General features: G+C 59.6%; 8 protein-coding genes and 1 tRNA gene. 2 read left to right on the top strand and 7 right to left on the bottom strand.

Annotated features, from left to right (window positions below; translation table 11 throughout):
• Positions 1 to 54 precede the first annotated feature (54 nt).
• Both GGQ68_RS18910 and GGQ68_RS18905 read left to right on the top strand, forming a co-directional pair.
• Positions 55 to 384: a hypothetical protein gene (locus tag GGQ68_RS18910; protein ID WP_183968779.1), complete on the top strand. Its 330-nt coding sequence runs from the start codon at positions 55 to 57 to the stop codon at positions 382 to 384.
• An 8-nt stretch (positions 385 to 392) separates the two neighbouring features.
• Positions 393 to 2,285, top strand: coding sequence for a pyrroloquinoline quinone-dependent dehydrogenase (locus GGQ68_RS18905; RefSeq protein ID WP_246429446.1), 1,893 nt, complete (start codon positions 393 to 395; stop codon positions 2,283 to 2,285).
• A gap of 277 nt (positions 2,286 to 2,562) precedes the next feature.
• Here GGQ68_RS18905 and GGQ68_RS18900 read toward each other — a convergent pair whose 3' ends face one another.
• The 7 genes from GGQ68_RS18900 to GGQ68_RS18870 form a co-directional block, all read right to left on the bottom strand.
• Entirely contained in the window at positions 2,563 to 5,628 is a 3,066-nt protein-coding gene (locus GGQ68_RS18900; protein WP_183968775.1) for an efflux RND transporter permease subunit, read from the bottom strand.
• A gap of 4 nt (positions 5,629 to 5,632) precedes the next feature.
• Positions 5,633 to 6,664, bottom strand: a complete 1,032-nt coding sequence (locus GGQ68_RS18895; protein ID WP_183968773.1) for an efflux RND transporter periplasmic adaptor subunit — start codon at positions 6,662 to 6,664, stop codon at positions 5,633 to 5,635.
• A 496-nt stretch (positions 6,665 to 7,160) separates the two neighbouring features.
• Entirely contained in the window at positions 7,161 to 8,213 is a 1,053-nt protein-coding gene (locus GGQ68_RS18890; RefSeq protein ID WP_183968771.1) for a 2,3-butanediol dehydrogenase, read from the bottom strand.
• A gap of 35 nt (positions 8,214 to 8,248) precedes the next feature.
• A complete protein-coding gene (locus tag GGQ68_RS18885; protein ID WP_183968769.1) occupies positions 8,249 to 9,028 on the bottom strand; it encodes an acetoin reductase in 780 nt (259 codons plus the stop codon).
• Positions 9,029 to 9,120: 92 nt separating this feature from the next.
• Complete coding sequence (locus tag GGQ68_RS18880) at positions 9,121 to 10,920, bottom strand: NAD(P)/FAD-dependent oxidoreductase (RefSeq protein ID WP_183968767.1); 1,800 nt, start codon at positions 10,918 to 10,920, stop codon at positions 9,121 to 9,123.
• A gap of 155 nt (positions 10,921 to 11,075) precedes the next feature.
• Positions 11,076 to 12,803 carry a sigma-54-dependent Fis family transcriptional regulator gene (locus GGQ68_RS18875; RefSeq protein WP_183968765.1) on the bottom strand — a complete coding sequence of 576 codons (1,728 nt, stop codon included), beginning with the start codon at positions 12,801 to 12,803 and terminating at the stop codon, positions 11,076 to 11,078.
• Between the two features lie 691 nt (positions 12,804 to 13,494).
• Positions 13,495 to 13,570: transfer RNA gene (locus GGQ68_RS18870), tRNA-Val, on the bottom strand.
• Between the last annotated feature and the right edge of the window lie 322 nt (positions 13,571 to 13,892).

Genomic DNA, 13,892 nt, shown 5'->3' with positions numbered 1-13,892 from the left:
CTGGGAACCTTCCCTTGCGGAAGTTGTTTTCCTTTGGAAACAAAGGATACTCCCATGCGAATTACCAGATATCCCGGGCTGTCGGCTTTCACGCTGTCAGCCTTATTGGCGCTTGCCGTCATGCTTTGGAACTACGTGGCTGACGTCGGCATTGCTGGTACGGGTGGGGCGGCGCTCGCCCTGTTTGGCACGTTCGCTTTGACAGCCGCAGGTATTTTGCTGGTGATGACCCGACTGCCAGGGTGGGCGCGCGTGACCTTCAAGGTGCTGATTGCCTTAGGCTTGATCGGCACCTCACTGGCGGCCTTTTTCCTGCACGCATGGATCGTCCTGGCCCTGTTGATCGTGGCCACAGTGGCCTTTGTCATCTCTCTGATCCTGTGAGGTCTTCGATGCCCCTGCTCCGCACTCTCCTGCTGACCGCCGCTCTGCCCCTGTCTGCTGCGGCTCAAACCTCCACTGACTGGACCGGCTTTCACGGCAACTTGGCCGCGCAGAAATTCTCCCCCCTTACGCAGATTACGCCGGAGAACGTGACCTCGCTGGAGCGTGCCTGGGAGCTTCACACAGGTGATCTGTCGCTTGGCGACGGGGACCTGCCAAAGACCATTTGGTCTGCCACGCCAATCTACGCAAATGAGACACTCTACCTCGGCACACCCTTTTATCGCATTTTGGCCATCGATCCCTCTACCGGTGAGGAAAAGTGGTCCTTTGACACTGACAGCACACTCGAAGCGCTCACCCAGCCAGGGTTGAAAAACCGCGGCGTCACCTATTGGGAAGCCGAAGAGCAGACCGGCCGGATCTGTGACAAGGCTGTTTACATCGGCACGATGGACGCGCGCCTGTTCGCGGTGGATGCCAACAATGGTGTGCCGTGCGAAGAGTTTGCCGACGGTGGCCAACTGGACGTGAACCAGTGGAACACCACCAACGACAAATGGCCGCTGTCCCTGCTGCAACCGCCCACCGCTTACGGCGATCAGCTTTTCGTTGGCTGGGCTGGCAAGGATTGGGAATACGCAGAAGCGCCCGCAGGCACGGTGTTTTCCATCGACGCCCGCACGGGCGAATTGCAATGGACCGTGGAGTTCATCCCCTCCGAAATTCGCGCAAAGACTGGCACCGCAAATATATGGACCGCCATGACCGTGGATGAAGAGCGAGGGATCTTGTACCTGCCTGTTTCCTCCCCATCACCCAACTATTGGGGCGGGAACCGCACGCAGGACATTCCGCTGGCCACCTCCGTCACCGCGGTGGACACCGAAACCGGTGAGATCATCTGGTCCCGACAGCTCGTCCATCATGATATCTGGGACTATGACACCAATGCCGCGCCGACGCTGGTGGATCTGACCGTAGAGGGTGAAAAGGTGCCCGCGCTTGTGCAGACCTCGAAGCAAGGGATGCTTTATGTTCTGAACCGTGAAACTGGCGAGCCCATCTTTGACTGGGAGGAACGCGTAGTGCCGGCCTCAACCGCCATGGGTGAGAAGGCATCGCCGACACAGCCCTTTGTCACCACGCCGGAGCCTCCGAATGCGTCGATGGAATGGCCGGGGGTCTGGGGGTTTGCCGATCTGATGAGCTTTGGCTACTGCTCACGCAAAGCTGCCGAGCTGGACTATCAGGGCCTCTTCACGCCCCCGTCCGAGCAGGGCTCGCTGATCTGGCCCGGCACAGCTGGTGGTATGCAATGGGGCGGCGGCGCCGTGAACCCGGAAACCGGCATTTACTACGTCAACACCAGCCATGTTGTTCAGATTCTCGAGCTTTTCCCGCGCGAGGAATACGATAAAGCCGCAGGCGGGTCAGCCAATGAGAGTGGCTTTTACCCGCAAACCGGATCTCCTTATGGGTTTGAGTTGACGCAGTTTGTCACGCCGACGCTTGGCATCCCCTGCTGGAAACCGCCGTTTGGCGCGCTGTTGGCCTATGACATGAACACTGGCGAAAAACTGTGGGAAGAGCCCTTTGGCGCGGTGCAGCAATGGGGCTTCTACATGCCCGAAAGCTGGGGGTCCCCGACCATCGGTGGTCCTGCTTTGACCGCCTCCGGCCTGCTGTTCATCGGTGCCTCCATGGATGATCGTGTGCGCGCAATCGACGCTGAGACCGGCAAAGTGCTTTGGTCCGACCTGCTCGAAGCACCCGTGGTCGCGAACCCGGCTGTGTTTGAACATGAAGGCGAGCAATACGTGGTCTTCGTTTCCGGCGGCAACACGATCCTGAAACCGGAAGTGTCCGACCAAGTGGTTGCCTACCGCCTGCCCCGCTAAAATAAGACCGAACAGGCGTTCGAAAAGCAGGCCGATTGACGAAAGTGTCTTCCCAAATCGGCCTGCACTCGGACGTCGTCGATGCAACGACCCTTGCGGATGGCAGTGCCAAAGCTGAAGTGGCGCTTAGCCGGAAACTGTCTGCGGCGATCATGCGCTTATTGCAGGTGGTTTCCTACTGATGATCACAACCTCGGACCCGCTGAGATCTTCGAGACATCCCTTATGAGGCTTGCCTGTGCGGGAAAGGACCGCCGCACAGGCAAGCCGAATAAGATCAGGCCGCTTGTGCCTTGCGCGCAGCGGCGTCTTCCTTCCGGGCGCCCGGAAAGAAGCTGTAGTAGAACACAGGCGCTGCGATCAGCGTCAGAACGGATGCAAAGCCCAAGCCCCCCATGATCGTTACCGCCATCGAGGCAAAGAACGCATCCGAAAGGAGCGGGATCATCCCGAGAATCGTCGTCGCTGCCGCCAGAACCACTGGCCGCAAACGCGAGGTTGAGGCGTCAAGCACTGCTTGACGAAACGGTACGCCCTCCGCCCGCACAAGGTCGATCTCTTCGACAAGAACGATGCCGTTCTTGATCAACATGCCCGACAAGCTGAGCAATCCCAAAAGCGCGGTGAAGGAAAATGGCAATCCGGTCCCGAGAAGCCCCAAGGCCACGCCATTCACGCTCATGGGCACCAGAAGCCAGATGATCACTGGCTGGCGGATCGTTCCAAACAGCAGCACGGAGATCAGCACCATGATAATCAGGGACAGTGGCAACTGCTTGCCCAATGAAGCCTGCGCCTCAGTCGAGTTTTCATACTCGCCGCCCCACTCCAGCACATATCCCTCTGGCAACTCGATCGCTTCGATCGCGCCGCGCACCTCGGCGAACACAGCAGAGGCGTTTACGCCAGCGGGCACGCCCGCAAGGACCGTGATCGTTGGCACCCGGTCTCGCCGGACAAGGAACGTGTTCTGCGCCTCCCAAGTGAAACCATTCACGATCTGCGCCACGGGAATGTATGTTTCCGCAGCGTCCGAATAGACCGGAAGGTCCGCGAGATGCGCAGCCCCTTCATCTCTGGCGCTCGATGAGCGCAAGATGATCGGTATCAGACGGTCCTCTTCGCGATAGTAGCCAACCTGAATTCCGTCGGTCCCGATCTCCAACGCTTGTGCAAGATCCTCACGCGTAACGCCGGCCGCCTTGGCACGTTCGTCAGCAAAGCGCGGGACAATGGCCAGTTCACGTTCGCGCCAGTCGGTGCGCAAATCCTGCAACTGGTCGGACGTCGCAACAAACGCCGTTTTGGCTTGCTCCGCCAATTCGCGCAGGACGACCGGATCAGGACCGGAGAAGCGCGCTGCGATGGGCGCCCCACCGCCAGGTCCAAAGGCCAGCCGCTCTGTGCGGAATTCACCCTCGGTCAATGTGCTACGGCCAAAAGCCTCCAGATCTGCGCGCAGCGGCGGGATCTCTTCCAGGCTGTTGGCCCGAATGATCAGGTGCCCATAGGTTGGCAGAGCCTCCTCCGGCGCATAGGTCAGCATGAACCTCGTCGCCCCGCCACCGATAAAGGTCGACACGCTGTCCACTTCGTCACGTTCCGCCAACCAGTCTTCGACCAGGCGCATGTCATCGGACGCACGGTGGATGCTGGCGCCCTGCGGCAGTTTGTAATGGACATAGAAAATCGGCGTGTTGCTGTCTGGGAAGAACTGCTGCTTCACTTGGCCAAAGCCGATGTAGCAAACAACCGTAATTCCGATAAGTGCGAGGATCACCAGATAGCGTAGCTTCAGAGCAACCGAGAGCGTCGCGCGATACGCACGGAAGAGCGGGCCACCGTAATGATCCCCTCCCTCTCCGGATCCTACCTTGAAAAAGTAATGCCCAAGCAAAGGCGTCGCGGTGATCGCCAGAATCCATGACAACAAAAGCGAAATGCCGATAACCGCAAATAGCGAGAACAGAAATTCCCCCGTCGCATCTGGCGACAGACCAATCCCGGCAAACGCCATGATGCCGATGACCGTCGCACCAAGCAGCGGCGTTTGTGTTTTATTGGCGACGTCTTCGGCGGCGTCACGGGCCGATTTGCCCTGCGCCATATCGCCTTGCATGCCTTCCGCCACCACGATCGCGTTGTCGACCAACATCCCCATTGCGATGATGAGCGCACCAAGAGAGATCCGTTCCATCTCGATACTAAAGATCGACATCAGGAAAACTGTGCCAACCACTGTCAGCAGCAGTGTTGCCCCAACGACGACGGCCGCACGCCAGCCCATGAACAGCGCCAAAACAATGACCACGATTGCAACCGACATGGCGAGGTTCATCAAAAAGTCGTTGGAGGCTTCGTCCACGACCACGTGCTGCTGGTAAATCGGGTGAAGTTGGACACCCGCAGGCACGTCAAGCATGATCTCGTCAAGACGCGCATCGACGCGATTGCCGACATCAACAATATTCAAAGAGCCCTTGCCAGCGACCCCGAGCGTGAAGGCTTCCTGCCCTTGGAAGCGAATGATCTCAGTAGGTTCTGTCACGCGCGCCCGTTCCACGGTCGCGAGGTCCAACAGGTCGATGACCTCTCCGCCAACCCCAATGGTCAGGTTGGCGATTTCATCAACTGTGTCTGACCCCTCCGGTGCCTGGATGCGAATGTCCTGCCCGTTCTGCGACACGCTGCCCGCCGTTGTGCGGGAGTCCGTGTTGGACAATGCCGCGCCGATCGCTGACGGGCCAATCCCGAGATTTGTTATGATCGAGGTCCGCGTATCGACATAGATGGCTTCCGACGGAAGGCCCGCCACGGCCACGTCCGCGACGCCATCTACAGCCAGCATTTCGCGGCGCATATATTCGGAAATTTCATGAACTTCCGCGTCGCTGAAGCCCGGCGCTGTAACCGCATAAAAAACGCCATACACGTCACCGAAGTTATCGTTGACGATGGGCGTCATGGCCTCCGGTGGCAGGTGTCTGCGCGCATCATTCACGCGGTTGCGCAGCTTCGTCCAGATGGCGGGCAGTTCGGTGCCGTCGTAAATGGACTCGATATTCACTGAAATTCGGCTGATTCCAGGCTTGTTGGACGAGGTGATGAAGTCAATTTCGCCCATCTTCTGAATCTCGGATTCGATGGGTTCAGAGACCTCTCTTGCCACCTGTTCCGCGCTGGCACCGGGGTACTGCGTGATAATGATGGCGTTCTTGATGGTGAATGCAGGGTCTTCGAGGCGACCAATCGTGGCAAATCCCCAGATGCCGCCCAAAAGGCAGGCCAGCATCAGAAGCCACGTGATCAACGCCTTGTCGATGGAGGCGCGCGCAATAGACATGAGCTTACTCCCCGATACGGGTGAAGGGGCGCGCGCGCTGACCGTCGCGCAACTGAGACGCGCCGGTCTTCACGATCTGCGTGCCTTCGGCCGGGCCGTCGATCATGTAAAGCCGCCCGTCTTCTCGAAGCTCGACCTCCACCGGGGCTTCTCGGACCGTACCATCCTCAAAAATCATGACGGAGGGTGCTCCGGCCGGGTCATAGATCAAGGCAGTCTCGGGCAGGATGATGGCATCGGGCGCCCTGCCCTCCGCCGTTGCGAAGACACTGACAGAGGCACCGGGGAAAACGAAATTGCCGGGGTTCTCCGTGAAAGCCAAAGTGATCGAATACGTTTGGCCAATGCTGGCTGTCTCCGTTTCGAACTCGCGCAATGCGAGCGGAAAGCGTGTCTCATCACCCGGCAACTCAGCGTCAAAGCTGACGCCGTCGCCAGCGCCCGCCTGCCGGAAAAGCACTTCGGGCACCTGAATGTCGACGCGCAGTTCGGAAATGTCATGCAGCCGCACCACCGGCGTTCCCGCGGAAACCGTTTGGTAGTTTGACACCAGTCGCCGCGCGACAAGTGCATCGAAAGGCGCCCGCAAGGTCGCGTGACCCAAATCGTCCTGCGCGTTTTCAAGTGCGATTTCAGCCAATTGAAGCTGGGTTTCGGCATCGCGCACGGAAACGGCTGAGACCGCTTGTCCGCGCAAGGATGCCAACCGCTCTGCATCGCGCTTGGCCTTGTCGTAGTTTGCTTGCGCCTGCGACACTGCGCGCTGGTAGCCGGACAGATCCAACCGCGCGATCAGTGACCCTTTCGCTTTGGCGCTCCCCTCCTCGGCATTGAGCGTCTCCAACTGACCGCTCACCTGAAACGCCAGATCAACGGTCTGCTTGGCAATCACCTGACCAAAGAACTGCCGTTGCAACGACACGGGCTTCATCGACAGCGTCATCAGTTTGACTGGCTTTGCAAGCTCAGGCGCGGGATCAGCCGCTTCCTGTGCAGAGGCCAGGACTGGCAGAATGAGAAAAACAAGAGCGGTCATGGCTCGACGCATAGAGTTACCTTCCGTCACGCGCGGGAATGATTTTGCGCACATCTAGGCATATTCCGGGGAAAAGCAAACCGCTTAGTTCAGTTTTTCCATGCATGCTGCATGTTTCCGTAGGGTTTCGCCCAAGTGTTCACCACGCGATACATGGATTTCCCCAAACATGGCTGAACGCTTGGACCGGAAGGTATCTAAAATCGCGGATTTTTATCTAACCTGAAGCGCATAACAGAGACTGCGAATTGGCAAGAAGATCGGCCCTCTCAGTCACATGTCAGGGAAAAAGGCGCTGCATGGAGACATTCCAGATAGTACGCAACTATATCCTCCCCCAAAACGGACAAACCGAGCGGCCCGGCGCAGCGAAAAACCTGAGAATACCGACGCTGAGGAACCATCACCTTCCTGGGGTAAAAATCCATGCAAGGCCTGGTCCGTTTGAGATTGGAAAGCGGCTCGATTGCCGCTTTCTCTGAATCGTTTCGACAGATCACTCCGGCGCTTCGACCAGGATTTTGACGTGGGATTTCTCAGCGACCAGCGCCTCGAACCCTTCTGAGACGATGTCGTCGATGGAAATGCGCTTGGTGACCAGCTTGTCGGCGGCAAAGTAGCCTTGGGTCATCAGTTCCATGACCGCCGGATAGATGTTGCGGTAGGCGATGGTGCCTTGCAACTGACGCTCCTTCAAAACGGCCGTGTTGGGCTGGAAGCTGGCATCGCTTTCCCAGATCGATACGATCAGCGTCTGCCCTTCGTGACGGGTGCTGTCGATGCATTGCGGCAAAACCTGCGGCACGCCTGTCACCTCAAACGCCACATGCACACCGCCGGTGGCCGCACGAATGGCCTCTACCGCGTTTTCCGACGTGGGGTCGATGGCGGAGGTTGCGCCAAGGTCGAGCGCCTTTTGGCGGCGGACCTCGGACGGTTCGACCACATGGATCTGGGCGCAGCCCGCGACCTTGAGTGATTCGACCACCAGCAGGCCGATGGGCCCCGCGCCGAACACCGCAGCCGTGTCACCTGCCTTGATTCTGGACATCCGAACAGCGTGAAGCGCAACGGCGGCGGGCTCTACCAGCGCGCCTTGTTCCATCGACAGCGCATCAGGCATTTTATGCACCATTCGCGCCGGGATAACCGAGGAGGCGGCAAAGCCACCATGCCCGCCGGACAGGCCGACAAACCCCAAGCTGTCGCACAGGTTGTACTTGCCTTCGAGACAGGCGGCGCAGGTGCCGCAGGAAAAGATCGGTTCAATGGCCACGCGGTCGCCGACCGACAGGCCGGTAACACCCTCGCCCAATTCGCTGATCGTGCCGCAGTATTCATGGCCCATGGTGATGGGGGCCTTGTCGTGGCTCAGGGGGTGCTCCTCTTCCACGGGGACAAAAATCGGCCCGGCAAGATATTCATGCAGGTCCGAGCCGCAGATGCCGGTCCAGGCAACTTTGACTTTCACCTCTCCGGCGCCTGGAGCGGGTTCTGAGATGTCTTCGACGCGAATGTCTTTCACGCCATGCCAGCGAGCTGCTTTCATGGTATTTCCTTTGAGTTGAATGGAGTTGCGTCTGGTCAGCGGTAGACCATGCCGCCGTCGATCAGAATCGCCTGACCCGTCATGTAATCGCTGTCGGGGCCTGCGAGGTAGGAGACGAGGCTTGCCACATCGTCTGGTGTCTGGGCGCGGCCCAAGGCGATGGAGCCAACAAATTCGTCGAAGGTGGCCCCTTTTTTAGCGCCTGTGAGTTCCGAGAAGCGTTCGTCTATCTCGACCCACATGTCGGTGCCCACGACACCGGGGCAGTAGGCGTTTACGGTGATGCCGTCCGCCGCGAATTCCTTGGCGGCGACCTGCGTCAGCGCGCGAACCGCGAATTTTGTCGAACAATAGGCCCCCAGCATGGGAAAGCCCTCGTGACCGGCGATTGAGGCCGCAGAGATGATCTTGCCCTTGGTGCCGTCCTTTTTGAACCGCGCCGCGGCCGCCTGAATGCCCCAAAGCACACCTTTGACGTTCACCGCGTGGACCTTGTCCATCTCGGCCTCGGTGATTTCTGCAATGGGCTGGACCTGCGCGATACCTGCGTTGTTGATCATGATGTCAAAGCTGCCAAGTTGATCGGCAGCACTGTCGATGGCGTCGATGACCTGCTGGCGGTTGGTCACATCGGCGGTCAGCGTGATGACCTTTGCGCCATTGGCCGTCAGTTGGCTGGCGGCGTCGGCCAGTTGATCAGCGTTGAGGTCGACCAGCGCAATCGCCGCCCCATCTGAGGCCAGTCTTTGCGCAATGCCAAGACCAATGCCGCGCGCCCCGCCCGTGATCAGTGCGGTTTTTCCCTTTAGAGACATGTTGAACTCCTTGCGTATGATTAAGGTGCGCCCGGCGGAGGAGACGCCGGGCGCGGGGTGCGTCACGTCGTTTGACGCACCTTGGGAGGACTTCAGGAGAGGTGATGGACCTCTTGCTGGCCGTAAACAGGGGTGTCCAAGCCCTCCATCCGGGCCTTCAGTTGCAGGGCAAGATACAGGGAGTAATGGCGTGACTGGTGCAGGTTGCCACCGTGGAACCAAAGGTTTTCCTGCTGGGTCGGCTTCCACATATTGCGCTGCTCGCCTTCCCATGGTCCAGGGTCTTTGGTCGTGTCAGAGCCGAGGCCCCAGACCTTGCCCACCTTGTCAGCAACCTCTTGGGAAATCAGGTCGGCAGCCCAGCCGTTCATGCTGCCGTAGCCGGTGGCCATGACCACAAGATCGGCGTCCAGATGCGTGCCGTCCGACAGCACCACACCGGTTTCGTCGAAGTGATCGACCTGACCTTTGACCAGCTTGACCTCACGGTCGATGATAAGCTGGCTGGCCCCCACGTCGATGTAATAGCCAGAGCCACGGCGCAGGTACTTCATGAACAGACCGGAGCCATCGTCGCCCCAATCAAGGTCGAAGCCGGCGTCTTCGAGACCTTTGTAGAAGTCAGCGTCACGTTCCTTCATCTGATCGTACAGAGGGATCTGGAACTCGTGCATGATCTTGTAGGGCAGCGAGGCAAAGACCATGTCGGCTTTCTCGGTGGTCATGCCGGAGGCGACCGCGTCCTCGGAATACAGCGCGCCGAGGCCGATATCCATCAAGCTGTCGGATTTGACGATGTGCGTGCTGCTGCGCTGCACCATGGTCACGTCGGCATCGGCTTCCCAAAGCGCGGCACAGATATCGTGCGCGGAGTTGTTGGAGCCGACCACGACCACCTTTTTTCCGGTCCAGTCATCCGGGCCCTGATGCTGCGAGGAATGCTGGATCGTGCCTTTGAAGCTGTCCATGCCGGGGAACGTCGGCATGTTTGCCTTGCCGGACATGCCGGTGGCCAGAACCAGTTGCGTCGGGCGCAGCGTGACCTGCTCGCCGTCGCGGTTGACCTTGACCTCCCATGTGCCGGTGCTCTCGTCGTATTTGGCCGACTGCACCTCGGAGCGGGTCCAATAGTTGATCTCCATCACCTTGGTGTACATTTCCAGCCAATCGCCAACCTTGTCCTTGGGCGTGAAGACGGGCCAGTTGTCGGGGAATTTGATGTAAGGCAGATGGTCATACCAAATCGGGTCATGCAGGCAGAGCGACTTGTAGCGCGAACGCCACTGGTCACCTGGGCGGTCGTGCTTGTCGAGCACGATGGTGGGGACGCCAAGCTGGCGCAGCCGGGCACCGAGGGCGATGCCCCCCTGACCGCCGCCAATGACAAGCGTATAGGGCTGATCAGTGTAGCCAAGGTTGGCCTCTTCGGCCTCACGTGCCTCTTTCCAGCTGGTGCGGTTTTTCTTGGCACCGTGCTCCGCGCCCATGGGGCGGCGTTTGCCACGACTTTCCTCAAAGCCCTTGAGCTCTTGCAGCGCGGTGAGCAGCGTCCAGATGCGGTCGTCCTTCAGACGCATCAGCCCCCAGCCGCGACCGGCCTTGGTCTCAAAGGTGATCCAGGCTGTGGTGACGCCGCCCTCCTCTGCCGGCACCTCCCCCGACTGAAGTTGAAAATTGCCGGGGCGGGTGTGTTCAAGCTGACGGCCCAGCATGTCGGCCACACCCTCTGGCCCTTCGACGGTTTTGAGATTCCATGTGACGGACACCAGATCACGCCAATAGCTGTCTGTGGCGAACAATTGGCTGGCACGTTCTGCATCGCCGCTCTCCAGCGCGGCGTTGAGCGTGTCGAGCACCTCTTGGGTGCGGGTCGTGGCGGTTGAATCAAGCATCGCGTTTCCTCCTCTGCGCGTGGCTTGGGAGGGAGTATCGAGGCAAAAAGGCGCGCCGATAAATGAAAGGTTTACGGATTGTCAGGATTTTTGGGACGCTGCGATGCGGCATGTTGCGTGTGCAACAGAGACGCAACAAGGCGCGTTGCGCGCCTTTACTCCGGTGGTGTCAGCCCGGCCTTGCGCAGCCGACGGAGAACCGTTGAGCGGTTCACACCCAGCCGACGCGCGGCCCGGGACATATTCCAACCGCATGCCTCCATCACCTGTTCCAAGGGTTCTTCGGCCTTGATGGTTTGAGTGGCTTGCGGCGCGTCAGGCAGGTCCGGCGCGTCGATCACGCGTGCTTCGCACAGCGCCACCGCCACGTCGATGACCTGCTCCAACTCGCGTAGATTGCCCGGCCAGTCCCGTCCCAGCAGTTCGGCACGGGCGGAGGGCGACAGCCGCATGTCCTCGGGCGCGCGCCGTTGCAGTACGCGGTCCAAAAGCCAGCCAAGATCTCGACGGGCACGCAGTGGCGGCAGACGCAGCGTGGCCCCGGCCAGCCGATGAAAAAGAGCGGCAGACATGGGCAGCTCAGTGAGATCAGCGCAAGTCGTGGACAGCGGGCGCAGACACGGCCGCGCATCAAGCAAGGCCGCAAGCGCGATAGCGGTGTTCGCGGACAAATCCTCGATCCGGCGCAGCAGAAGCGTGGTCGGGCCGGTGCTGTTCACGCACGCTGCGTGCAGAGCGTCGGGCGTCAAACCACCGCAATCCACGGCGATAAATCCGGCAGAGGCGCCCGTCATGTGGATGGCACGGGCGAGCTTGGTCTTCCCGGTGCCTGTTTCCCCGGTAAGAAGAAGCGGCACGTTGGTGTGCGCCAGCTTGGCGGCTTGGGTCAACAGGTGCCCCATTGCCGGGTCGTCACCCGCCAAACCGGCCAGAGGACCACCCCGTCGCGTGCTGCGCAGGGCGGTGCGCGGCGCCTGCGGAGCGATGGCATGACCAAACAGTGCGCCCCCGCCCTGCATTTCGATGATGCGGTCCTCGGTCGGACGATCACGCATGAGATCGGGCAAATCATCAACGGTCACCCCCAGCACCTCGTCGATGCGTCGGCCAAGGATCTGTCCTCCATCAGCGAACAATCGGCGCGCCGAGCGCGTGTAGCCAAGCACGCGGCCAGCGCCGTCCAGTCGCACGGCGGCCTCTGGATCGACGTCGAGAAATTCAGGACTGTCAGAGATGCGCAGCACCCAGTCACGGCGGCTTTCGGCCATGAGGTTAGCCATTTCCACCCGACGGGCGGCGCTGGTGACAAGGCTCATGGCGAGGTTCTGGCTGCGCTTTGGCGTGGGAGAGCGGAGCAAGGATATATCGAGCACCGCAGCCAATCCGCCGAGGCTGTCAAAAATCGGCGCGGCGGTGCAACTAAGGCGTGTATGAGCATTGCCGAAATGATCATCCTGATGCACGGTCACCGGTTCTTGGGTAACGATGCAGGCGCCGACACCGCAAGTTCCTGCGAGGTCTTCGGACCAGTTGGAGCCGAGATACAGCCCGGCGCTGCGCAGATTATCCGCGAAAAGATCATCGCCAAAATAGTCAACGCAGACGCCCTTGGCATCGGTGAGAAGAAGCACGTAGTTCTGTCCCGACACCTGACGAAACAAGCTTTGCAGGCTGGTCCGGGCGGCTCCGATCAGCCACTCGGCCTGCGCGCGATGGTCGCGCAGTTCGCTGTCCGTGACGATATGCGCCGGTTCCGCGCGGGTCGGGTCCATGCCGTATTGTTCAACACAGCGCCGCCAAGAGGCCGCCACGAAACCGTCTCTTCCGGTCTGCGTACCCTCCAGAACCTGTTCAATTTCCTCAACGTGTTGGCGTTCCTGCATCGCACTCCCCTCCCACTGCGGAAGGCTACCATAGGCTTTGGGTGTAGCGGGTGCGACTTTGGTCGTGATGTGATGGCTGGACTGCCCCCAAGGGCACCCCGGACGCCTTCGCAGTCGCGACTGATTGGTCACTGGGCAAATGCCCTTCAAATTCAGCGCGGCGGGGTTTTGGGCGCAGTCCAACAGCGCGCCAATCGATGGATTTGACAGGAGTTGAGGGTCGATTTCGCGCCCCTGAGGTCACTGTCCGGCCTTCCGACGAGCAACTCTCTTTGATCGGTCGCCCGGTGGAAGCCGCGTTGTCGTTCGCGCGAAGACAATCAGTCTCGCTCAAAAGGCCGGCCATGCCCTCACTTTTAGGTAATTTCGCATCCCCCCGAAGGACGATTTGCCCACCTGCCGACCGGTCCCTCTATCATGATGGGCCACCGTTGGTCGGCTATATGATCGCATTGATCGGCATTATTCGCGCTAACCGTGACCGAAGGTTCGAGATAAGGCTCATCAGGAAAGAAGCGTTCACATCGACACGAGGTTAGCCGATGGTCTGTTCAGGAAGCCTCATCCATCGCAGAACTACCTGCTGTTAAAGCTGGGATGTGCAGCCTAGTGGTGCCAGATTCCATGCCACTCAAACCGCTGAGAACAGGACACCCATTCGGAAGCCTGTTTCATATTTTGCAAGACGGTTTGGTGGGTGATGAGAGGCTCGAACTCCCGACATCTTCGGTGTAAACGAAGCGCTCTACCAACTGAGCTAATCACCCGGTAGCGCGTGGAATAGACAAACGCGCCGCCCCTTTCAAGACGAAAATAGCAGCTTTGCGAAATTTTCGGCCTTTCCCGACGACGCCTACAATGGGCACGTACGGGTCCAGTTCCGCGCCAATAAATTGTTCAGACCGCTTTAACTTCGCAGCACCCTGAGCCCTTTCGAACCAAGCAAAGTGGCCGCGCCGTGGATGTAGCGATCCTGATTTACACTTATATTTTGTGACCTGCCCCCCGCGAGATCCCTCACCGTGATGTAGAGTCTGCGCCAACACTGAAGGAGCAGACACTTGCGAAAGAGCCGTTTCACCGAGGCGC

This window comes from Sagittula marina, from assembly GCF_014196795.1.
Lineage (GTDB): Bacteria > Pseudomonadota > Alphaproteobacteria > Rhodobacterales > Rhodobacteraceae > Sagittula > Sagittula marina.
This window is presented reverse-complemented; position numbering and strand designations above follow the sequence as displayed.